This is a genomic window from Lentzea nigeriaca, from assembly GCF_016907955.1.
GTDB lineage: Bacteria > Actinomycetota > Actinomycetes > Mycobacteriales > Pseudonocardiaceae > Lentzea > Lentzea nigeriaca.
This window is the reverse complement of the sequence record NZ_JAFBCX010000001.1, coordinates 805,644-828,073: the sequence shown is the minus strand read 5'-3', so window position 1 is coordinate 828,073 and position 22,430 is coordinate 805,644. Positions and strand designations below refer to the sequence as shown.

General features: G+C 68.6%; 20 protein-coding genes and 1 riboswitch. Of the genes, 9 read left to right on the top strand and 11 right to left on the bottom strand.

Annotated features, from left to right (window positions below):
- Positions 1-160: 160 nt before the first annotated feature.
- Complete coding sequence (locus JOD27_RS02970; RefSeq protein WP_204761144.1) at positions 161-1,018, bottom strand: LysR family transcriptional regulator ArgP; 858 nt, start codon at positions 1,016-1,018, stop codon at positions 161-163.
- A 46-nt stretch (positions 1,019-1,064) separates the two neighbouring features.
- Here JOD27_RS02970 and JOD27_RS02965 point away from each other — a divergent pair, with 46 nt between their 5' ends.
- A complete protein-coding gene (locus JOD27_RS02965) occupies positions 1,065-1,667 on the top strand; it encodes a LysE/ArgO family amino acid transporter (protein WP_204760510.1) in 603 nt (200 codons plus the stop codon).
- Here the strand turns inward: JOD27_RS02965 and JOD27_RS02960 are convergent.
- Positions 1,633-1,800, bottom strand: coding sequence for a hypothetical protein (locus tag JOD27_RS02960; RefSeq protein WP_204760509.1), 168 nt, complete (start codon positions 1,798-1,800; stop codon positions 1,633-1,635). The genes JOD27_RS02965 and JOD27_RS02960 overlap by 35 nt on opposite strands.
- Positions 1,801-1,864: 64 nt before the next feature.
- A riboswitch (cobalamin riboswitch) is annotated at positions 1,865-2,075 on the top strand.
- Positions 2,076-2,182: 107 nt separating this feature from the next.
- Between JOD27_RS02960 and JOD27_RS02955 the strand changes: the two genes are divergently transcribed.
- Both JOD27_RS02955 and JOD27_RS02950 read left to right on the top strand, forming a co-directional pair.
- Positions 2,183-4,525 (top strand): ribonucleoside-diphosphate reductase subunit alpha, encoded by a 2,343-nt coding sequence (locus JOD27_RS02955; protein WP_372441662.1) that lies wholly within the window; start codon positions 2,183-2,185, stop codon positions 4,523-4,525.
- The gene (locus tag JOD27_RS02950; protein WP_204760508.1) at positions 4,525-5,568 is read left to right on the top strand and encodes a ribonucleotide-diphosphate reductase subunit beta; all 1,044 of its coding nucleotides are present in this window, start codon (positions 4,525-4,527) and stop codon (positions 5,566-5,568) included. The genes JOD27_RS02955 and JOD27_RS02950 overlap by 1 nt, the downstream gene beginning before the upstream one ends.
- Here JOD27_RS02950 and idi read toward each other — a convergent pair.
- The 5 genes from idi to JOD27_RS02925 form a co-directional block, all read right to left on the bottom strand.
- Positions 5,554-6,141: an isopentenyl-diphosphate Delta-isomerase gene (idi, locus tag JOD27_RS02945; protein WP_307829931.1), complete on the bottom strand. Its 588-nt coding sequence runs from the start codon at positions 6,139-6,141 to the stop codon at positions 5,554-5,556. The genes JOD27_RS02950 and idi overlap by 15 nt on opposite strands.
- 54 nt (positions 6,142-6,195) lie before the next feature.
- Positions 6,196-7,299, bottom strand: coding sequence for an endo-1,4-beta-xylanase (locus JOD27_RS02940; protein WP_204760506.1), 1,104 nt, complete (start codon positions 7,297-7,299; stop codon positions 6,196-6,198).
- Positions 7,300-7,444: 145 nt separating this feature from the next.
- Entirely contained in the window at positions 7,445-9,985 is a 2,541-nt protein-coding gene (locus JOD27_RS02935; protein ID WP_204760505.1) for a glycoside hydrolase family 97 N-terminal domain-containing protein, read from the bottom strand.
- Between the two features lie 454 nt (positions 9,986-10,439).
- The gene (locus JOD27_RS02930) at positions 10,440-11,732 is read right to left on the bottom strand and encodes a choice-of-anchor I domain-containing protein (RefSeq protein WP_204760504.1); all 1,293 of its coding nucleotides are present in this window, start codon (positions 11,730-11,732) and stop codon (positions 10,440-10,442) included.
- Between the two features lie 35 nt (positions 11,733-11,767).
- Positions 11,768-12,262, bottom strand: coding sequence for a GNAT family N-acetyltransferase (locus JOD27_RS02925; RefSeq protein ID WP_204760503.1), 495 nt, complete (start codon positions 12,260-12,262; stop codon positions 11,768-11,770).
- Between the two features lie 84 nt (positions 12,263-12,346).
- Between JOD27_RS02925 and JOD27_RS02920 the strand changes: the two genes are divergently transcribed.
- Together JOD27_RS02920 and JOD27_RS02915 are read left to right on the top strand one after the other, a co-directional pair.
- Positions 12,347-12,838 carry an RNA polymerase sigma factor gene (locus JOD27_RS02920; protein WP_204760502.1) on the top strand — a complete coding sequence of 164 codons (492 nt, stop codon included), beginning with the start codon at positions 12,347-12,349 and terminating at the stop codon, positions 12,836-12,838.
- Positions 12,831-13,697: a hypothetical protein gene (locus JOD27_RS02915; RefSeq protein WP_204760501.1), complete on the top strand. Its 867-nt coding sequence runs from the start codon at positions 12,831-12,833 to the stop codon at positions 13,695-13,697. Before JOD27_RS02920 ends, JOD27_RS02915 begins: the two co-directional genes overlap by 8 nt.
- A gap of 61 nt (positions 13,698-13,758) precedes the next feature.
- Here JOD27_RS02915 and JOD27_RS02910 read toward each other — a convergent pair whose 3' ends face one another.
- A complete protein-coding gene (locus JOD27_RS02910) occupies positions 13,759-15,084 on the bottom strand; it encodes a serine/threonine-protein kinase (protein WP_307829844.1) in 1,326 nt (441 codons plus the stop codon).
- A 69-nt stretch (positions 15,085-15,153) separates the two neighbouring features.
- Between JOD27_RS02910 and JOD27_RS02905 the strand changes: the two genes are divergently transcribed.
- The 3 genes from JOD27_RS02905 to JOD27_RS02895 all read left to right on the top strand — a co-directional run bounded on the left by JOD27_RS02905 (position 15,154) and on the right by JOD27_RS02895 (position 18,265).
- A complete protein-coding gene (locus JOD27_RS02905) occupies positions 15,154-16,110 on the top strand; it encodes a magnesium transporter CorA family protein (protein WP_204760500.1) in 957 nt (318 codons plus the stop codon).
- 13 nt (positions 16,111-16,123) lie between these two features.
- Complete coding sequence (locus tag JOD27_RS02900) at positions 16,124-16,891, top strand: enoyl-CoA hydratase/isomerase family protein (protein WP_204760499.1); 768 nt, start codon at positions 16,124-16,126, stop codon at positions 16,889-16,891.
- Positions 16,892-17,161: 270 nt separating this feature from the next.
- A complete protein-coding gene (locus JOD27_RS02895) occupies positions 17,162-18,265 on the top strand; it encodes a right-handed parallel beta-helix repeat-containing protein (protein WP_204760498.1) in 1,104 nt (367 codons plus the stop codon).
- Positions 18,266-18,346: 81 nt separating this feature from the next.
- Here JOD27_RS02895 and JOD27_RS02890 read toward each other — a convergent pair whose 3' ends face one another.
- Positions 18,347-18,802 carry an SLATT domain-containing protein gene (locus tag JOD27_RS02890; RefSeq protein WP_307829843.1) on the bottom strand — a complete coding sequence of 152 codons (456 nt, stop codon included), beginning with the start codon at positions 18,800-18,802 and terminating at the stop codon, positions 18,347-18,349.
- Positions 18,803-18,837: 35 nt separating this feature from the next.
- Between JOD27_RS02890 and JOD27_RS02885 the strand changes: the two genes are divergently transcribed.
- Positions 18,838-19,533, top strand: a complete 696-nt coding sequence (locus JOD27_RS02885) for a PIG-L deacetylase family protein (protein WP_204760497.1) — start codon at positions 18,838-18,840, stop codon at positions 19,531-19,533.
- A 161-nt stretch (positions 19,534-19,694) separates the two neighbouring features.
- Here the strand turns inward: JOD27_RS02885 and JOD27_RS02880 are convergent, their stop codons facing one another.
- The gene (locus tag JOD27_RS02880; protein WP_204760496.1) at positions 19,695-20,990 is read right to left on the bottom strand and encodes a UDP-glucose dehydrogenase family protein; all 1,296 of its coding nucleotides are present in this window, start codon (positions 20,988-20,990) and stop codon (positions 19,695-19,697) included.
- Positions 20,990-22,321 carry a glycosyltransferase family 4 protein gene (locus JOD27_RS02875; protein WP_204760495.1) on the bottom strand — a complete coding sequence of 444 codons (1,332 nt, stop codon included), beginning with the start codon at positions 22,319-22,321 and terminating at the stop codon, positions 20,990-20,992. Before JOD27_RS02875 ends, JOD27_RS02880 begins: the two co-directional genes overlap by 1 nt.
- Between the last annotated feature and the right edge of the window lie 109 nt (positions 22,322-22,430).

Here is a 22,430-nt window from a genome sequence, read left to right as displayed (position 1 = left end):
CAATGCCAGGAACTCAAGGGTGCCGGGGCGAGTTGTGTCCTCGTTCATCGCGAGCCTGCCCTGGCATTGCCCATACGACTCCGGTATGAGGACGCGGGGGCGGCACCACGACGCACCCGGCAGACCGCGAATTCGCCCGGCGACATTCCGGGCCACACCACTATCGCAGTGCCACCGCGGCTTCCTCCTCCACCGCGCGGGCCACCGCGTTCAGCGCCGGTGAGTCGAGCTTCCACTGCTGCCAGTACAGCGGCACCGAGATGGTCCTGCCGGGCGCCAGGTCGACCAGGCCCTCCTGGAGCTGCTGCGGCGGCACCATGCCCCAGCCGAGGCCCGCCACGATCGCTCGCACGTACACCTCGGACGAGGGCACGTAGTGGCGGTGCTGCGAGGCGCCGCGGCCGCGGGTGAGCGTGCGGACGAACCGGTCCTGCAGGTCGTCGTTGCGGTCGAACACCACGACCGGCGCGTCCGGCAGCCACGACTTCACCGGGCCGGCGGCGAACCTGTCCACAAAGGACTGTGTTGCCATCGCGGCGTAGTGGATGCTGCCCAGCTTCCGCACCGAGCAGCCCGCGACCGGCTCGCGGGAAGATGTCACGGCCGCCATCACGAGTCCCTGCCGCAACAGGGCCGTCGTGTGGTCCTGGTCCTCGCGGTGCAGGTCGAACGAGATCCGCAACGACGGCGGAACCCGTTGCAGCGCGGGAAGGAACCACGTGGCCAGGGAGTCCGCGTTGACCGCGATCGGCACGCGCGCCACGGCGTCCGAGCCGAGGGCCGCGTCCAGGTCCTGGTCCAGAGCGAGCAGTTGCCGACCGTAGCGGACCAGCACCTCCCCGGACGGCGTCAGCCGCACCGGGCGGGCGCGCACCAGCAGCACGCGGCCGGTCCGCTGCTCCAGGGCCTTGATCCGTTGCGACACAGCGGAAGGCGTGACGTGCAACGTTGCGGCGGCGGCGTCGAACGTGCCCGCGTCGACCACCGCGAGCAGCGTGCGCACCAGGTCGAGGTCCATCACGAGCGCTAATGGTACGTAAGAACCTTTAGCTGGTCTCATCAGGATGGGTGTCACTACCGTCGTGGACGTGACTGACCTGCTGCTCGGCTTCGGCACCATGATGACCCTGATCGTCGCGATCGGCGCGCAGAACACTTTCGTGCTGCGCCAGGGACTTCGACGACACGCGGTCGCCAAGGTCGTCGCCGTGTGCGCCATCTCGGACGCCATCCTCGTCACGGTCGGCGTCGCCGGGTTCGGGGCGATCGTCCGCAGGTGGCCCCAGGCGATCACGGTCGCCGCGATCGTGGGCGGGATTTTCCTGCTGGGGTACGGGTTCCTGGCCGCGCGGCGGGCATTTCACCCGTCCTCGATGGACGCCCAGGACGCGAGGACCGGCAGGCCCGTGCTCACCGCGCTCGCGCTCACGTGGCTCAACCCGCACGTCTACCTGGACACGCTGCTGCTGCTCGGCTCGATCGCGGCCGGCCGGTGGCTCTTCGGCGTCGGCGCGGTGACGGCGAGCGTCACGTGGTTCGTCGCGCTCGGGTTCGGGGCGCGGTTGCTCAGCCCGCTGTTCGCGAAGCCCCGCGCGTGGCGGGTGCTGGACGGCGTGATCGCGGCCGTGATGATCAGTCTCGGGGTGAGCCTGATCGCCGGGTGGTGATCATCACGAGCACCGCCGACACGGCCAGCACACCACACGTCAGGGGTGCCGAGGCGCCCACGCCGAGCGAGGCCGCGGCCAGTCCCGCACTGACGAAAGCACCCGCGACGACGCGCGGCCGAAGATCACCCACGCAGATCACCCTAGACGACGACACGCCCATGTTGTGTGGTGATCCGGAGCGCACCACCACATGTAGTATCTGCCGCGCTGGTGGTTCACCGGCCCGGAGCACCGGGCCGGTGAGGCAAGAGGGAACCTGGTGCGAGTCCAGGACTGCCCCGCAGCGGTGAGTGGGAACGAAAGCCGTCAACTGAGCACTGGGTCTCGAGACCTGGGAAGCGACGGCCGGTAGGAGCGAGTCAGGCGCCCACGAGTCCGAAGACCTGCCACCGGTGTGCGCGCAAGCCTGCGCGCACGACACGGTGCCCCGAGGGAGGGCGGCTGTGTGCACCAGTGGTGTCCTCGCTGGCGTGCGCATGCGTTTTCCTCGGGCCAGCTCGCGAGGAGAGAGCGTGCCCGACCGCCTGTCAGTGGTCATCAACGAAGCGTGTGCCGACCTGCCCGACGCGTCGGCCGAGGCGGTGCTGGCCGAGACCAAGCGAAATCTGTACGCCGGCATCACCGACGCCGAGCTCGCCCTGGCGCCGATCATGGCCGCCCGCACGATGGTCGAGCACGACCCGGACTACTCGTACGTCAGCGCCCGGTTGCTGCTGGACAAGCTGCGCGCCGAGGCCTGCGGTGTGCCCCTGTCGCACGCCGAGATGACCGAGCGCTACCCGTCGTACTTCGCGTCGTTCGTCCGGCACGGCATCGAGCTCGGTCAGCTCGACCCGCGCCTCGCCGGCTACGACCTGGCCAGGCTCGGCGCCGCGCTGCGGCCCGACCGCGACCTGAACTTCCAGTTCCTGGGCCTGCAGACGTTGTACGACCGCTATTTCCTGCACCACGACGGCCGCCGCTACGAGCTGCCGCAGGCGTTCTTCCTGCGCGTCGCCATGGGCCTCGCGCTGGAGGAGGACGACCGCGACGCCCGCGCGATCGAGTTCTACGAGCTGCTGTCGTCGTTCGACTTCATGTGCTCGACACCGACGCTGTTCAACTCGGGCACGACGCGCCCTCAGCTGTCGTCGTGCTTCCTGACCACTGTGGACGATGATCTTGCCGCCATCTTCCATGGCATCAGCAACAACGCGCTGCTCAGCAAGTTCGCCGGGGGCTTGGGCAACGACTGGACGCCGGTGCGTGGCATCGGGGCGCACATCAAGGGCACCAACGGCAAGTCGCAGGGCGTGGTGCCGTTCCTCAAGGTCGCCAACGACACCGCCGTAGCAGTGAATCAGGGTGGCCGACGGAAGGGCGCCGTCTGCGCGTACCTCGAAACGTGGCACATCGACGTCGAGGAGTTCCTCGACCTGCGCAAGAACACCGGCGACGAGCGCCGCCGCACCCACGACATGAACACCGCGAACTGGGTGCCGGACGAGTTCCTGCGCCGCGTCCGCGCGAACGGGCGGTGGACGCTGTTCTCGCCCGACGAGGTGCCGGATCTGCACGACGCGTTCGGTGACGACTTCGCGCGGAAGTACCGGGCGTACGAGGAGAAGGCCGACAACGGCGAGATCAAGGTCTTCCGCCGGATCCAGGCCGTCGACCTGTGGCGGCGCATGCTGACCATGCTGTTCGAGACAGGTCATCCGTGGATCACGTTCAAGGACCCGTGCAATCTTCGGTCGCCGCAGCAGCACAGCGGTGTCGTGCACTCCAGCAACCTGTGCACCGAGATCACCCTGAACACCGCGGTCGACGAGGTCGCGGTCTGCAACCTCGGCAGCGTCAACCTCGCGCGGCACGTCACCGAGCAGGGCATCGACCACGCACGGCTGGAGAAGACCGTGCGCACGGCCGTGCGGATGCTCGACAACGTGATCGACGTGAACTTCTACACGATCCCCGAGGCGCGGAGCTCCAACCTCCGGCACCGCCCGGTCGGCCTGGGGCTGATGGGTTTCCAGGACGCGCTGTTCACGCTCGGCACGCCGATGGCGAGCGATGCGGCCGTCGAGTTCGCGGACCGGAGCATGGAGGAGATCAGCTACTACGCGATCGAGGCGTCGGCCGATCTCGCGGCCGAACGCGGAGCGTACCGATCGTTCGACGGATCGCTGTGGAGCCAGGGAATCCTGCCGATCGACTCCGTCGAGATCCTGGCGCGGAACCGGAACGCCGGGGAGCTGGAGCAGAACCGCGAGTCCACGATGGACTGGCGCAGGATCCGCGAGAAGGTCCGCAAGGGCATGAGGAACTCGAACGTCATGGCCATCGCGCCGACCGCGACGATCGCGAACATCACCGGCGTCACCCAGTCGATCGAGCCGCTGTACCGCAACGTGTACGTGAAGTCGAACATGTCCGGCGACTTCACCGTCGTCAACCCCGATCTGGTGCGGGCGTTGAAGCAGCGCGAGCTGTGGGACGAGCAGATGGTCTCGGACCTGAAGCTGCACGACGGCAGCCTCGGCGCGATCGACAGGGTGCCGCCGGACCTGAAGGCGTTGTACGCCACGGCGTTCGAGATCGACAGCTCGTGGCTGATCGAGGCGGGCGCGCGCCGGCAGAAGTGGATCGACCAGGCGCAGTCGCTGAACCTCTACCTGGCCGCGCCGAGCGGCCGCAAGCTCGACGAGCTCTACCAGCTGGCGTGGGTGCGCGGGCTGAAGACCACCTACTACCTCCGCACGCAGAGCGCCACGCACGTGGAGAAGTCCACGCTGCAGGGCACCGACGGCAAGCTCAATGCCGTCTCCCCCGTCGCCTGCTCCGTCACCGACCCCGATTGTGAGGCTTGCCAGTAATGAGCATCGAAGCAGGTGCCGCGCGTGTGAGCGTCGACGACAAGGCGATGATCAACTGTCGCGCCGACGTCAACCAGCTGCTGCCGCTCAAGTACCACTGGGCGTGGGAGAAGTACCTCAGCGGCTGCAACAACCACTGGATGCCGACCGAGGTCTCGATGCAGGCCGACATCATGCTCTGGAAGACAGCGCCTTCCCCGGACGGGCTCACCGACGAGGAACGCCGCATGATCAAGCGGAACCTCGGCTTCTTCGCCACGAGTGAATCGTTGGTGGCCAACAACATCGTGCTCGCGGTGTACCGGCACCTGACCAACCCCGAGTGCCGGCAATACCTGCTGCGCCAGGCCTTCGAGGAAGCCGTGCACACGCACACCTTCCAGTACATCTGCGAGTCACTCGGCCTCGACGAGGGCGAGCTGTTCAACATGTACCGGGAGATCCCGTCCATCACGGACAAGGCCGCCTGGGCGTTGCAGTACACCCAGCACCTGGAGGACCCGGAGTTCCGGACCGGCACGCCGGACCGCGACCAGGCGTTCCTCAAGGACCTCGTGGCGTTCTACGTGGTCTTCGAGGGCATGTGGTTCTACACCGGCTTCGCGCAGATCCTGTCCTTGGGCCGCCGCAACAAGATGGTCGGCATCGCCGAGCAGTACCAGTACATCCTGCGCGACGAGTCGATCCACCTGAACTTCGGCATCGACGCCGTCAACCAGATCAAGATCGAGAACCCGCACCTGTGGAACGACGTGTTCCAGAAGGAGGTGCGCACGATGCTCGCCGAGGGCTGCGAGCTGGAGATCGCCTACGGCCGCGACACCATGCCGAACGGCATCCTCGGGCTCAACGCCGAGCTGTGCGAGCAGTACATGCGGTTCATCACGAACCGCCGCTGCGCACAGCTCGGCCTGGAGCCGGTGTGGGAACAGACCGAGAACCCGTTCCCGTGGATGTCGGAGATGATGGATCTGAAGAAGGAGAAGAACTTCTTCGAGACCCGTGTCATCGAGTACCAGAACGGTGGCTCACTGGAGTGGTGAGCCCAGCCTGACGGCGCTGGGCAGCCCGGCCCGGTCCGCGACAGGCCATGCCAGCGGATCGGGCCCGAGCTTCACCAGCTCGGCGACCTGCAGCTTCGCCCACGGCGAGATCTCACGCGTGCCGTCCAGCACGGACTGGGCGAACTCCGCCCACGGCACGCGCTCGGCCGAGTCGACCTCGTCCGGGTTCGGGACGGGCTCGTCGTCGGAGAGCACCCGGAACACCGGGCACATCTCGTTCTCGACGACCCCGTCCATCTCGGCGCGGTAGCGGAAGCGCGGCAGCAGCAGTTCCGGCTCGGAGCACTTCAGGCCGAGCTCGTCCCGCAGGCGCCGCAGCACCGCCTGGGCCATGTCCTCGTCCGGCAGCGGGTGACCGCAGCAGGTGTTCGTCCACACGCCGGGGAACGTCTTCTTGTGCAGCGCGCGCCGGGTGAGGACGATGCGGCCCGCCGAGTCGAAGACGTAGCTGGAAAACGCCAGGTGCAGCGGGGTGTCCGCGTGGTGCACGACGGCCTTGTCCTCGACCCCGATGGCCGAACCGTCCTCGGCCAGGAGGACCACCTGTTCCACAGTCACAGGCTCAACGTAATCACACATCCGGCCGAATCGGGAAGCCGGGACCGGTCACCTGCGTCCGGCCAGGGTGGACCGCAAGGCGTCGTACGCGGGTTTGTGGGTGAAGTCGTTCCACATCACCGTGGCCGCGCCCTGCCCCTGGAAGAAGACCGGCACCCACGAGTACTTGTCGACGAAGCCCCAGATGGTGAACGAGCAGCAGGTGCTGACGTTCAGGCACGCGGTGAGCATGCGCTGGTAGTAGTCGGCCTGCTGGCGCAGCTGGGCCTCGGTCGGCACGCCGCCCGCCTGCAGGGTCATCCGCACGTCGACCTCGGTGATCGCGGTCTGCAGGCCGAGACCGGCGAACCGCTTCAGGTTGCTCTCCAGGTCGCCGGGGAAGCCGTAGTCCAGGCTGAGGTGCCCTTGGACGGAGAAGCCGTGCACGGGCACGCCGGCCGCGCGCAGGTCCTTGATCAGCGCGTAGTAGGCGTCGCTCTTCGCGTTGACGCTTTCGACGTTGTAGTCGTTGAAGAACAGCTTCGCCCTGGGGTCGGCCTGGTGCGCCCACCGGAACGCGTCCGCGATGATGCCGGGACCGAGCTCGCGGATCCAGACGTTGTCGGTGGTCCGCAGCGCGCCCGAGTCGGTGAAGATCTCGTTGGCCACGTCCCACTGCTGGATCCGGCCCGCGTACCGCCCGACCACCGTCCTGATGTGCTCGCGCAGGATCGCGCGCAGCTCGTCCTTGGTGAACTCGCCCTTCTCGAGCCACTCCGGGTTCTGGCTGTGCCACAAAAGGGTGTGGCCGCGGACGACCTGCCGGTTCTGCTTGGCGAACCGCACGATGGCGTCCGCCATGCCGAAGTTGTACCGGTCGCGCTCGGGGTGGATGTACTCCCACTTCATCTGGTTCTCCGGCGACACCGAGCTGAACTCGGCGCCCAGCACCTGGCGGTACGGCCGGTCGGAGGTGAACGGGTCCGGGTAGGGCTGGGTCTCGTGGTGACCGCCGCCGGCGACCGCGCTGCCGATGTGGAAGCCCCTGGGCGCCGCCCAGCGCAAGGTGTCGTGGTGGCCGCCCGTCTCGGGTGCGGCCGAGGCCGTCGAAGCCAGCGGCACCGACAACGTCACGGCGGTGAACAACGTCATGATCAGACGAGCCGGCTTCATCAGACCTCGTTTTCGCGACGGCTGGAACCGAGAACCCTCGGCACCTTATGGCGCTCTTCTCGGCAGCGTCAAGCGCCGGAAACCGTTGGTACAGCGTCGAAAACCGCGTCGATGAATCGAAGACGCCGTCGAATGAGTCGATGACTCACCGCCCGCAAGTCAGCCTCGCGTCACCCCACACCGCGTTGTCGAGGCTGGTGCCGTCACCACCGTCGGTCACGCGCAACGTCAACGACCGCACACCGCCCACGTCCACGCTGATCGGCAACGCCGGGTCGACGGACCTGCGCAGCGGGCTCTCGTAGAGCACCCGTCCGTCACCGATGACGACGAAGGCGACAGATCCGCCGACGCCCGCGGCGCGGTCCACGCGGCCGTCGACCTCGTCGTCCACGCCGACCGTGGCGTCGAACCTCGTGCAGGCCCCCAGTTCGACGACCTTGTCGCCGGGCGTCGTGCCGATGCCCCTGCCGAACCGCACACCGCCGGTCGTCAAGGTCCTGCCTTCGACGGAACGGTCGTTGCCCGGCACATAAGACTGCCCCGCGGGCAACGGCTTCCACACGTGAGCACGCGTCGCCTTCTCCGCCTCGACACCGGATCCGAACCGGTGGGGCCGGAACCGCGCGACAGCGGGCACGTCGGTCAGCCCGGCCACGGGACCGGCGCCGACCGTCACCGTCCACCTGCCGGCCAGCGACTCCCCCGGCGCCACCCGGAACGCACGCACCGCGGCGGAGGCGCTCCAGCCCGAGGGCACCCGCGGCGCGAACGTCACGTCGTACAGCGGCTGGGCCGACGTGTTGGTGAACGTGCCGCTCAGCTCGAAAGCCTGCCCCGGCTGCACCGACACCTGATCGGGCGTGACGGCAACGGTCGTGGCCGGGAGGCCGTACGTGGGCCGCGCGCAGGTGTCGCGGACCGGGTGGCACACCAGCGCGGCGAACCCGCCGTCCTTCGCCACCGGGATGGTCAGTTTCTCCGCGGTGACATGGGTTTCCTTGACCAGACCGGCGGCACCGTCGCGCACGACCTCGACCAGCCAACGGCCCTCGCCGGGCGCGGGCAGGTCCAGGACGCGGGCCTCCCCCGCGATCGCGCCGCCGACGAACCACCGGTCGTCGCTGCGCCGTGCCATCACCGCGCTTTCTCCTGGGCGACCGGAAAGCAGCCGCGTCTCGTCCCACGCCGTCGGCGTCTGCTCGAGGAACCAGCGCGCCAACGGGCGTGCGTCGTAGGCGTCCGGCCGTCCGGCGAGATTCTGGATCCCCGACTCGTACAGCACCGACAGCGCGAGCTCACCGGCGTCGGTGTTGGCGCGGGTGCGGTGGAAGCCACCCGGCGTGAAGTCCATGCCTCCCACCACGTTGCGGGTGAACGGCAACGCGGTGAGGTGCGCGGTGGTGACACCGCTGGACTTCTCGGCGCCGTGCACCGCCTCGGTCGTCATGACGTGCGGCCAGGTGCGGTGGATGCCGTGCGGCAGCGTGGCACCGTGGAAGTTGATCAGGAAGTGCATCCGGGCGGTCTCCGGCAGGATCTCGTCGTACCAGCGGTACCGCTCCTGGCCGTCGGAGTCCATGAAGTCGATCTTCAGGCCCTGCACGCCCCATTTCCGCAGCCACGGCAGGTAGTCCGCGCGTTTCTCCGGCGTGTCGACGCTGCTGAACCGCACCCACGTGTGGATGCCGACCCTGCGCGCCTTGGCGTAGCTCACAAGTTCGGGGAGGAAGCTGGTCTGCCGCCAGTTCGGGTCGTCGTACCAGCCGGCGTCGACCACGACGTACGGCCAGCCGCGCGCGGCCGCGTAGTCGACGAACTCCTTCTGCCTGGCGAGATCCTGTTGCACCGTCCGGCCTCCCGCGAGCCACGACCAGATCGCCGGACCGGGCTTGATCCACGACGTGTCCCGCACCCGTGACGCCGGGGCGAGGTCGTCCACGAGCGTCGACTCGGTGACGGTGGCCAGCGAGCCCACGATCATGGTGCGCCACGGCGTCTTCAGCGCGCCGGCCACCGCGACCTTCTCGTCCCACAGCTTCAGCCCGAACCTGCCGCCGCCGGTGTGCACGAGGTGGCCACCGGAGTAGCGGCCGTCCACATCGGACTCGGTGATCAGCGCGTACGTGCCGCCGACCTCGAACAGCGCGGGATGCATGTACTCGGCCTGCTCGGCGGTCCCGGTGGTGTAGCGCAGGAACGGGTTCTCGTAGTCACGGCGGAACTTCGCGAGCCACGCCGTCGAGTCCGCGGGCAGCACGAACGCCGAGGCCTCACCCGTGACCGCGCCGGTGTCCTGCGGCAGCTCGTAGCGATACGCGACACCGTCGGCGGATTCGCGCACCACGAGGTGCAGCTCGTCGGCCCCGGACGTGAACCGGTAGGTCGTCTCGGTGGCGCGCACGGTCCGGTCGAGCTTCTTGCCCGACGTCGTGCGGTAGCGCTCGAAGATGGCCCGCCTCGACTTGCCCGCGGGCGTCAAGCCTGATGACAGGTCGGCGCGCTCGGTCATGATGCCGACCGGCGATGGCTGCACGACCGTCTTGCCGCCGAAGGTCACCGCCAGGGTGACGGTTCCGCCAGAAGCGCTGACGACCGCCTGCGGACCGCTGGAACCGGCCTGCGCGGGAGGCACAACGACCAGCCCAGCGATGAGGGCGACCAGCGCCAACACTCGCACCGCCACGGATACTCCCCTTCGTGATCCGGGGCGGCGGTCACCGGAAGACATCCCTTGACCCGGACGCTATGCCGGGCGTTTCACCCGAGTCAAGGGATGTAACAACCGTGACAACTCAGATGACTAGTAGGCCGTCGCGGCTTAGTTGTGTGGTCCGCGATCTTGAGTTGGTTGTAGTTGCGAGCCGAGGCAAACGTTTGCTGATCACGCCACCTACCGCCAACTCACGATCACATCGCCGACACGCCGCGCGACACGCGGACGACCCGCCCATACCAAAGGTTAGAGGCGACGGTCTACTAGTCGCGTGTCGCAGCTATCTCTTGGGATGTGACAGTGAGAGTGATGCCGGCAGGCAGCCGCGCTTCGATGATGAAGATCGCGGGCTTTCGGTGACGAGCACCAGACCGCCCACTCCCCGGCCCGCCTCAACGGAGCACAACCAAGCCGCGACGCTCCACTAGAGCAAGGTGATGTAGCCGTGCGCCGAAGCGCCACCGTGCTCGTTGTCGCCCGCGAACGAGGCCGTGAAGCCCTGCAGCAGGGTGGACAGCCCGACCGCCAGCGACACCTGGGCGTCGCACGTGGCCTTGCCGGAGGAGTTGGTCGTGGCGGTGCACAGCGGGTTGCCCTTGACCGTGCGGAACACGACGGTCCTGCCGGCGACCGGCGCCCCGGTGTGCTTCTCGGTCAGCGTCGCGTCGAGCGAGCGGACCGTGAAACCGAGGAGCCGCACCTGCAGCTGGGCGGTACCTGCCACGAGCGTCGACGCGGCCGGCGGCACGAGGTTGATCGCGATGCCCACCGGGCGCTGGCCGACCGGAATGGTGCCGGTGACCGTGTTGGACGCCGTGTCGATGATCGAGACCGTGTTGCTGTTGAAGTTCGTGACGTAGGCGCTCGCACCGTCCGGCGTCAGGGCGACGCTGATCGGGCGGTCACCGACGAAGATCTTCTGCTGTTCCGCCATCACCGTCAGGTCCACAACGGACACCGAGTCGAACTCGCTGTTCGTCACGTACGCACGGGTTCCGTGGGGCGACAACGCGATGCCGTGCGGCACGAAGCCGACCTTCGCGGTGCCGACCACTGTGCGCGCGGCGACGTCGATGGCGGAGACGTCGTCAGAACCCTTGTTCACCACATAAATCCGGGTGCCGTCGGCGGAGGCCGCGACCGCGGTGGGCGTGCTGCCCACGTTGATCGTGGCGACGACCGCGTTGGCCGTGGTGTCGATGACCGAGACCTTGCTCGGGCCCACGACGTCGTGCGTGACGTAGACGGACGTGCCGTCCTTGGTCACGACCACGCCGTCCGGGTTCTGGCCGACGGTGACGGTCGCGGTGACCGTCAGGGTGGCGGTGTCGACCACGGAAACCGTTCCGTCGTCGTAGTTCGTGACGTAGACGAAGCCGCCACCAGGGGCGACCGCGACGCCCGCCGGGTGTTTCCCGACGGGAACGGACTTGTCGACCGTGTTGGTCGGCGTGTCGATGACAGTGAGCGTGTTCTGCACGGAATTCGTGACGTAGCCGCGAGTTCCGTCGAACGCGACCGCTGCCATGTACGGCGAGTTTCCGCCGCTGTCGGCGATCGTCTCGGACACCGTGTTCGTGGCTGTGTCGATCACCGACACACCGCCGCCGTTGTTGGCGACGTACCCCAGCACCCGACCGGCGGGAGCCGCCGAGGCCGGAGTCACCACCAGTGCCGCGGTGACGGCGAATGCCGCCACCAGTGGACGCAACCGCATGTTCAATGCCTCCTGGCGCGCGTCATCCCGACCCATCAGGACATCGCGACCGGATCAGCGGGCGTTAGCCTCTTCAGCCTCTTCTCGAACCAGTGATCGGCGTACTCGGCGTCGTTGTAGCGATCGATCTCGACGAAACCGTGCTTGGCGTAGAGATTCCGCGCCTCGACGAGATCGTTGCGCGTGTCGAGCCGCAACGTCGTCACGCCGCGGGCGAGCGCTTGCGCCTCCATCGCCTTCAGCAGCACCGATGCCGCGCCCTGACCGCGGAACGGCGTCCGCACGAACATCCGGGTCAGCTCACCGATCCCGTCGCCGAGGAAGCGCATTCCGAGGCATCCCGCCTCCTCGCCATCACGGGAGATCACGAGGAACACCGGCACGTCGTGGTCCTGCTCGTCGCGTTCGTAGGCGTCGATCTCGGCGTCGTTCGTGGGCCGCCCCCAGTAGCGGCTGATCATCTCTGCGTTGTACTCACGGTTGAGCGGTGAGCGCGCGGCGTCGGCGACGGTCACGGTCCAGTTGGTCATGCGACCATCATCGGGAGATCGTCCACCGAATTGTGACCCACGTCACTGCAACACCCGTGCCGCGAGAAGCCAACTGGGGGCGTGATGTTCGCGGAGCTGTTCGACGAGCACGCCCAGCCGCTGCACCGATATCTGGCGCGACGGGTGGGCGTCGACGTCGCCGACGACCTGGTCAGCGAGACGTTCCTGGCGGCCATGCGCGCCAAGGACACCTACGACGCCGAGAAGGGCAGCGTCGTCGGCTGGCTCTACGGCATCGCGACGAACCTGTTGCGGGGCCACGCCAAACGCGAGACCCGGCTGTTGCGCACCGCCGAACGCTACGGCGTCGACCTCGGTGTCGCGGAAACGCTGGAGCACACCGTGGTGACCAGGATCGACGCCCGCTCGCACCTGCGGCGAATCGCCGGTGCGCTCGCGAAGATGCAGGACAGCGACCGCGACCTGCTGCTGCTCGTGTCGCTGGCCGGGCTGAGCGTGCAGGAGGCGGCGGAGGCCCTCGACCTGAACGCCGGTACCGCGAGGTCCCGCCTGCACCGCCTGCGCGCCAAGCTGAAGGAAGTGGAACATGCGTGACGTGCTGGACGACGACCTCGCCGAGCTGTACCCGGTCCGGGGCGCCGACGACGTGCGGCTGGCCCGGTTGCGCGAGCAGCTCTTCACGGAGAAGCCGGTGCGCCGGGCGCCACGGTGGGCCGGCATCGCGGCCGCCGCGGTCGCCGTGATGATGATCACCGGGCTCGTGGTCCTCCTGCGGCCGGCCCAGCGCGACGCGCCCGCCACGATGCCGCACGCCCCGGCCGAGTCCCTGCAGGAGGCGGCGACCCTGCTGGAGCTGGCCGAGCAACCGGCCGCCAGGTACCAGCACATCACCTACCGGCTCCGGGAGGTGGCGACCGCCGCGTCGTTCGGCCTCGAGAGTGTCGGCCGCACCCTGGTCGAGCTCGAGTACGACGTGTGGCTGCCCACCGGGAAGGGCGAGATGGTGGTCATCTTCCGCAGGGAGACCGGGCAGCGCCAGCCGATCTCCGGCGCGCAGCCGCGGCCGGACCAGAAGCTGAGCACGATGATCTTCCCGCAGCTGTGGACCTCGTTCTGCGCGGCCACCCCGTGCAAGGAGGAGAGCATCTCCACGCCGCTGCCCGCCGACCCGAAGCAGAAGCTGCTGGCGGCGTCGCCGGGGCTGCTCTCGCCGTTCACGACGAACGAGGAGAAGGCCGCGCTGTACCGCAAGCTCGCCGAGTCTCCCGGGATCCGCTGGAACAACGGGAGGCTGTCGGTCGACGGCCTCGTTCTCCAGTTCCTCGTCGATCCCGCCACGGGCCGGGTGACCGGCACGGAGGAGGTCGCGACCGAGAGCGCTCAGTTGCCGCAGGGGATGCCACCGCAGACGGTGACCATCACGTACGAGTGGACTGATCAGCGTCCGTCGTAGGAACGCGGGTGGCGCGGCACGTCGGGCGACATCACCCGCCCCACACCAACGGCGTCGCTGATCAGCGCCCGTCGTAGGAGCGCGGCAGGTACCAGGCCAGGGCGGCGCGCAGCTCGGCCATCTCACGCTCGCGCCGCCGCCGGCTCCGCTCGTGCGCGATCGGGAACACCCGCACGCCACCGTGATGCGCGCCGAAGAACCGGCGCGGCGCCGGGTCCTTCAGCCACACGACGACCCACGGCCGTTTCTTGTGCGGCACCACGCGCACCCGTGCCAGCTCGTACCACCAGTACTGGTGGAACTTGCCGTTGCGCGTCGTCGCGATGCCCTCGCGGCTGACCTCGATGACGACCTTGCGGCGGGCGGCGGCGCTGAAGAACCGCACCGCGCGCACGACCAGCACGCAGAACGCGGCCAGCGCCAGCAGCTGCGTGGCGCCGTTGGCGTGGGCGGCCGGATCGGCGATGGCGGCGGCGAGCAGGCCCGCGGCGAGGTTCGTCATGCCCCACACGAACGGCACGATCCGCGACGTCGAGAACGTCGCGGCGGCGGGCGTCATCGGCGCCGGCAGCTTGGTGGTCGGCGGCTTCGGCGACACGACCTGGGCGAGCAGGCGTGTCACCTCGGCCGGCTCCGGGCGTTTGGCCGGGTCGCGGTGCATGCACTTCTGCACCAGCGGGCGCAGCGACTTCGGTACGCCGTCGAGATCCGGTTCGCCGTGGGCGGCGCGGTAGAGCAGCGTCGCGGTCGGGCCCTCGCCGAACGGGCCCTTGCCCGTGGCCGCGTAGACCAGCACCGCGCCCAGCGCGAAGACGTCCGACGGGCAACCGACCTCCTGCCCGGTGATCTGCTCCGGCGACAGGAAGCCCGGTGTGCCGAAGACCATGCCGGTCTCGGTCAGCGCGGTGTGTTCCATGGCGCGCGAGATGCCGAAGTCGATCACGCGCGGGCCGTCGGCGCCGAGCAGCACGTTGGACGGCTTGAGGTCGCGGTGCACCAGGCCGGCGCGGTGGATCGCCGTCAGCGCTTCGGCGAGGCCTTCCGCCAGCCGGCGCAGGTGGTGCTCTGGCAGCGGGCCGTGCCGCTCGATCGCCTCCTGCAGCGTCGGGCCGGGAACGTACTCCGTCGCCATCCACGGGCGTGGCGCGCGCGTGTCGGCGTCCACGACCGCCGCGGTGCCCGCCGACCCGACCGCGCGGGCCATCTGCACCTCGCGGCGGAAGCGCTCGCGGAAGCGGGGGTCGTCGGCGAGCTCGGCACGGGCGACCTTGACGGCGACCTGCCGTCCGTCGGAGCCTTGTCCCAGGTAGACCGTTCCCATGGCACCACGACCAAGCCTGCCCAGCAGCAGGTAGTCGCCTATGCGTTGTGGTTGGTCCACCTTCACCGGATCGAGGGTAGCGGGAACTCGGGCTGGAACCTCACATCTGAGTAGATCTACGTATCGTTGTCACCCATGGGTCGGACCCGCTTGTACCGCAACGGCGAACTCCTGGACCGGGACTTCCCGGTCGCCGACGTCGCACGGCACCTCCAAGATCCCTCCGCGGTCGTGTGGTTCGACCTCTGCGCGCCCTCCCAGGACGAGATAGGTCTGCTGCGCGACGAGCTCGGGCTGCACGAGCTCGCGATCGAGGACGCGTTCACCGGGCGCCAGCGCCCCAAGGTCGACCGCTACCCCACCCACCTGTTCCTCGCGGTCCACGCCGTCACGTACGCGGAACACGAGATCAGGACGTGCGAGGTCGACGTGTTCGTCACCGGCAACGTGCTCGTGACGGTCCGGGAGAACGAGTCGTACGACATCGCGGGCGTGCTGCGCCGGTGGGACAGCGCGCCGGCGCTCGCCTCGTCCGGCGTCGGGTTCCTGCTGCACGGGCTGCTCGACGACGTCGTGGACGGCCACTACACCGCGGCCGAGGAGCTCGACGACGACATCGAGGCGCTGGAGGACCGGATCTACGAGGAGCGACCGCACATCGGCCGCAAGGCGCTGCAGCTGCGGCGCGCCCTGGTGCAGCTGCGGCGGGTCGCGCTGCCGATGCGCGAGGTGCTGGGCTCGCTGGTGCACCGCGAGCACGACGTCGTGGACGACGTGATGATGCCGTACTACCTCGACGTCAAGGACCACGCGCTGTTCACAGCCGAACTGACCGAGTCGATGCGCGAGCTGGTCACGAACCTGCGCGAGGCCGAGGTGGCGGTGCAGGGCAACCGGCTGAACTCGATCATGAAGAAGGTCACCAGCTGGGCAGCGATCATCGCGGTGCCGACCGCGATCTCCGGCTACTACGGCATGAACGTGCCGTATCCCGGATTCCAGCAGCCGTGGGGCTTCTGGGCCTCCACGCTGGGGATCTTCCTGCTTTCCTACGCCCTGTACGTCATGTTCAAGCGCCGCGATTGGCTGTGAGGGTTCCCGCACGATGAAGATCCACCTGACCAGGCAGAACGAGCTCGCGATCATCACGATCGACGCGCCGCCGCTCAACCTCTACGCCCTGGACCTCGACGCAGAGTTCCACGACGCCCTCGACGAACTGGGCGACGCGCGGGCGTTGCTGGTCAACGCGTCCGGCAAGGTCGTGTCCGGCGGTGTCGACGTGTCGCTGTTCGCGGCGCAGGAGTACCGCGAGGACGCACAGGCGTTGTTCGACCGCATGCTCCTGCTGCCGCAACGGCTCGCCGCGCTGCCGATCCCGACCGTCTTCGCCGCCCACGCGTTGTGCCTGACCTGGGCGTTCGAGCTCGCGGTGGCATGCGACCTGATCGTCGCGGCCGAGAGCGCGCGCTTCGGCCTGGTGGAGAAGGTCGTGGGCCTGACGCCGACGATGGGCGGCACGCAACGGCTGGCCGCCCGCGCGGGGGTGGGCCGCGCGAAGGAGTTCGTGATGACCGGCGACCTCTACGACGCGGCGACGATGGAGCGCTGGAACGTCGTGAACCGCGTGTTCCCGGACGAGGGCTTCGCGCTGGCCGCCGAGCGGTTCGCCCTCTCGCTCGCCGTCGGGCCGACGCAGGCGCACGCCGCGACCAAACAGGTGCTCGCGCATTTCGAACACGGCGGCGTTCCGGAGGCCGACGCCAACGTGACGACGATCGCGTCCGCGTTGTTCGAGACGCAGGATCTGCCACGGGCCGTGCACAGCTTCCTCACCGACGGTCCCGGCCGCGCCACATTCCTCGGTCGTTGATCTCACACATCAAAGAATCGAATGACTCGGAGATAAAACCGTGATCTGCCAGCTCATCCCCGCGAGGTATTCCCGTCCGCCCGGAAGATGACCTTGCGGCACAACGAGATCCGCTTGACTCCTCCGGTCGGCCCGTGCAATGTGCAGTCCGTTCAACGGCCCCTGCGCGAACTCGGTCGCACGAGTTCCGTAAATATTCCGCACCGGCCGACGACACAATCAGCGAGTTCACGGTCCCCCGTCGTGAACGCGCCTGGAGGTAGAACCAGCGTGAGACTGAGATTGGCCGTGCTGCTGACCACCGGTGCCGTCGCCTTGGCCGCCTGTTCCGCGGCCGAGGCGGGCGACCCGAAGCCGGTGGCGGAGAGCACGAGCGCCACCTCGCCCAGCACGTCCAGCAGTTCCGCCGCCCCGAGCAGCAGCTCCGCGGCCCCCAGCTCGGCGCCACCGTCCGCCACCAACGGCCCTGTGAAGCCGCCGAACAACCCCCACACCCCCGCACCGGCCGGTTCGCCGGGCTGGAAGCTGACCCAGACCAACACCGGCCTGGCCGCGGTCGGGCTGAACTGCGACTCCCTGCCCGTCTACACCGGACCCGCGAACCCCGGCGCCGGCACGGTCATCTCCGGCAAGCGCATTGAGCAGCCCCTCGTCCTCTTCGCGGGCAACATCACCGTCGAGAAGTCCTGCATCCGCCCCACCAGGCTCGACGAGGCGGCCCCGCTGGTCACCACGAACGGCCCGTGCGGCAGCAACTCCTGCCAGGTCACCGGCGCCCCGGTGACCATCCGCGACTCGAACATCGACGGCTCGAAGCTGTCGGCCTCCACGATCGCGAAGTCCTGCGCGTTCCTCGGCGTCGGCACGCTGCAGCGCAACTACATCACCGGCATGGGCTCCGGCATCTGCTTCTACAACACCGGCCCCACCCTGAACGGCCTCGCCGAGGGCAACTACGTCCGCGGCCTGCGCACGGCCGGTGACGCGCACAACGACGGCGCCACCGTGCGCGACTTCCCGCTGGACCGCAACGCCGGACGCACGCTGACGTTCCGCAACAACCGCATCGACTGCTCCACCGGCCAGGACACCGGTGCGCTGTTCATCCAGACCTACGGCGACGACATCGACAACGTCACCGTCGAGGGCAACCTGCTGGAGGGCGGCGGTTACCAGCTCGGCCTGGAGTCGAGCCACGGCAACCAGTACGGCCGCAACATGAAGGCCGTCAACAACCGCTTCACCGGCAGCGGCTGGGGCGCGGCCTACGTGACCGCCGAAGGCGTCGGCTACAAGTGGGCGGTGTGGCAGGAGAACTACATCCTGGACGCCAACGCACCGGACGCGAAGGGCAAGCCCGCGGCCACGCCGTAGCAACCGATGAACGGCGCATTTGTCCACCTGACCTGACGTGAACAAATGCGCCGTTCATCGCGAGCGGGTGCGCGGGCGTGGCTAGGCGTTGTCGCGGTATTTGAGCCAGCGCGAGCTGAGCGAGTCCCAGATCTCCTGGTACTGCTCGAACATCGCCCGCAGCCGTTCGGGATCGACCTGCTCGGCCGGGGTGGCGGCGATGTAGTACTTCAGGTCGTCCTCCAGCCGGTGGAACTTGTGGCTGGCCTCCTCCATCAGCACCCACAACGACCGCCAGGCGAAGAAAGGCTCCAAAGCGGACACCACGGTCACCACCGCCACGAGCGAGAACGCCGTGCCCGTCCACGGATCCAGGTTCTGCAGGCCGAGGATGATCGTCGATGCCGCCGAAAGGACCAGTGTGGTCAGCCGGACCGTCACCGACTTCCAGCGGAACCGGTGTTTGCGGGAGCGGGCGTAGGTGTGGCCTCGTTCGATCTGGGCGCGGAGGTGCTGGGCGAGTTCGAGCGGCTTCAGGCCGGACGGCAAGTCGGTCACGGGCCGCACAATAGTTTCCGGGTACGGTCGGCCGCGTGGAGTTCGGCGGACCGAGAACCTTGCTGGCCGTTCACGCCCACCCCGGCGACGAGTCGACGGCGACGGGCGGCGCCCTGGCCCACTACGCCAGACAAGGCGCTAGAACCGTGGTGGTGACGTGCACCAACGGCGAGTTCGACGACGCTCCGAACGGGGCGGTGCCCGGCGAGGTCGGTCACCATCCCAAAGCCGTGGCGGCGCATCGCAGGGCCGAACTGCAGGCCGCGTGCGACGCGCTGGGCATCTCGGACCTGGAACTGCTGGGCTATCACGACTCAGGACCGGGCGGTGAGGTTCCGGAGGGCGGGCTCTGCACGATCCCGGTGGAGACCGCGGCGGGGCGGCTCGCCGCGCTGATCGAGCACTACCGGCCCCAGGTCGTCGTGACGCACTACAGCTCGCACCGCGACCACATGCACGTGATCCGGGTGGCCAAGCTCGCCGTCTACCGCACCGGCATCCCGGCCAAGCTCTACCTGACGGCCAAGGAGGGGTCGACGACCATCGATGTCAGCGAGGTCGCCGACGTGAAGCGCAAGGCGTTGCTGTGTCACGCGAGCCAGCAGGTGCACGGGCCGTTCGCCTTGCTGGAGCACTACTTCCGCGCGCTCGACACCACCGGGGTGCCGCTGCCGGAGACCGATCTCTTCGCGGGCATCACCAACCACGGACCGGACCTGCCGCGGTGGTGAGCAGGGCGCTCACCACCGCCGCACGGCGTCAGAGCGGCAACGCGGACAGCGGACCGTTCGCGAGCTCGCCTGAGCGAGCAGGCCGCTTCCCTGGTACGCGAGACCGCTGACCATGTCCACGACGTGCCGCCCATCCGGCTGATGGGATTGTCTCAAATGGACTACCGGCGGCCCAGTGACGTGCAGGTGAAGCCCGCCCGGCGGATGACGTCCGGGTCCAGGATGTTCCGCGTGTCGACGACGACCGGCTGCCGCACCGTCTCGGCCAGGCGTGTCCAGTCCAGCGTGCGGAAGTCCGGCCACTCGGTCAGCACGACGAGCGCGTCGACGTCCTTCGCCGCCTGGTACGGATCGTCCACAACGGACACCGAGCCGAGGTCGGTGCCGCCGGTCAGCGCCGGGTCGTAGCCGACGAGCTCGGCACCGGCCTGCCTCAGCAGCGCCGCCACGGCGAGCGCGGGCGAGTCGCGCAGGTCGTCCGTGCCCGCCTTGAACGTGAGGCCCAGCAGACCGAGCCGCACGTGGGACAGCGAGCCGCCGCGCTTGCCGGTGACGGCGAGGCGGACCTTCTCGACCATCCGCTGCCGCTGCCGCTCGTTGGTGTCGATCGTGGCGCGCAGCAGGCGGAACTCGAAGTCGGCCGCGTCCGCGACCTGGAGCATCGCGTGGGTGTCCTTGGGCAGGCACGAGCCGCCCCAGCCGGGGCCGGGGTTGAGGAACGCCTGGCCGATGCGCTTGTCGTAGCCCATGCCCTCGGTGACGTCGGTGATGTTCGCGCCGAGCCGCTCGCACAGCTCCGCCACCGCGTTGACGTAGGAGAGCTTCATCGCGAGGAAGCAGTTCGCCGCGTACTTGACCATCTCTGCCGACGCCGCGTCGGTCAGAACCGTCGGCGCGCCAAGGCGTGCGTAGAGAGCCGCGACGCGTTCGGCCGCGTCCTGCTGGTCGCAGCCGACGACGATCCGGTCCGGGTTCAGGAAGTCGTGCACGGCCGAACCCTCGCGCAGGAACTCGGGGTTCGACACGACCGCGACGTCGTCGCGGCGCAGCAGCTCGGCGGTGCGGATCGAGGTTCCCACCGGCACCGTGGACTTGTTGACGATCACGCACCCGGACGGCAGCAGGTCGCGCGTCTCGTCCACAACGGACTCGACGGCCTGCAGGTCCGCGATGCCGCCGACACCCATGGGTGTCGGCACGCAGAGGAACACGACCTCGGCGTCGGCCACCGCGGCCGAGGCGCCGAGCACGAACGACAACCGGCCGGACGCGAGGCCCTCGCCGACGAGGTCCGCGAGCCGGGGTTCGAGGATGTCGACCTCGCCGCGCGAGAGCCGCTCGACCTTGGTCTCGTCGACGTCCGCGCACACCACGCGGTGGCCCAGCGACGCGAGGCAGGCGCCGGTGGTCAGGCCGACGTAGCCGGTGCCGACGACCGCGATCCTTCTGACGAACATCATTCTCCCGTTCGGTTCACGGCGAACGCGCGGAGCACGGCGTCGTCGCTCACGTCGATCATCTTGTTGCCCCACTGGTCGGTACCGGGTCCGAGCTCCGGCCTGCCGTCGGGGAACGGGCCGCGCGAGGCGAAGCCGGTGAGCCCGTCGAACACCGCCACGTAGTTCTCGGCCTGCGGCCGCCAGTCGAGCTCGGCCTCACAGCGGCGGCGGCCCTCGAAACCGAGGCGCCCGCGGCGTTCGGCGTCGTCCAGCAGATCCAGCAGAGCCGTGGTGAACCCCTCGACGTCACCAGGCTCGACGAGGACGGCGCACTCGCCGGCGGACACCACGGTCTCCGTCAGCCGGTACGTGACGACCGGCAGCGCGTAGGCCATGTACTCCATGGTCTTGTTCATAGTGGACACGTCGTTCAGAGGCGACAACGGATCCGGGCCGAGACCGGCGGCGGCGGTGGACAGATAACGGGTGATCTGTTCGGGCCCGACGCGTCCGGTGAACTCGACGTACGGGTCGAGTCCCCAGGCTCCTGCCTGCTTCTTCAGGTCTTCCAGGCAGTCGCCGAAGCCCAGCAGCGCGAACCGGACATCGGTGCGGCCGCGGTCGAAAACGACTCGGCGGGCGACTTCGAGGACGCCGTCGACACCGTCCTGCGGCCCCATGATTCCCAGGTACGCCACCAGATGTTTGCCGCCGCGCCGCAGTTCGTCCACGCCCTCGACAGGTCGCATCACGGTGGTGTCCGGGCCGGAGCGCACGACGCTGGTGTGCTCGGGCCGCACGGAACCGCGCGTCCACGCGATCTTCTGGTACGAGGTGTTGGTCGACGTCACCCGGTCTGCCGTGCGGAACGTCCTGCGCTCCAGCCACTTCAGGATCCGGTACTGCAGCTTGCCCGCCACGCCCCTGGGCTCGCCGAACCGCGAGAGGAACACCTCGGGGTTGAGGTCGTGGTGGTCGAAGACGAACTTCACGCCGCCCAGCCGCCACAGCAGCGCGAGCGCCCAGTAGGTGTCCGGCGGGTTGCAGGCCTGCATGACGTCGAACCGCCTGCGCGCGCGGACCTTCACGCTCAGCAACGCCGTGCGCACCCAGCAGTACAGGAACTCCCACGCGTAGCCGAGCGCACCCTCGGCCTGGGGCGGCGGAGCGTACTTGTAGAGGCGCACTCCGTCGAGAAGTTGGTAAGCGGGATCACCAGGACCCTTGGGGCAGATCACCGACACCTCGTAGCCCGCGGCGGTGAGGGCGCGGCATTCCAGCCACACCCGGCGGTCCAGCGGCACGGGGAGGTTCTGCACGATGATCAACACGTGCGGTGATGACGTCACGCCTTGGTTCTCGTTCGAGAGGGCAAAACGGTTACAGGTTCTCCGAATCTCGTAACGGAGGTTCCAAACGGCTCGATGTAGCGGGCACAAGCCCAAAAGCGAGGAGCGG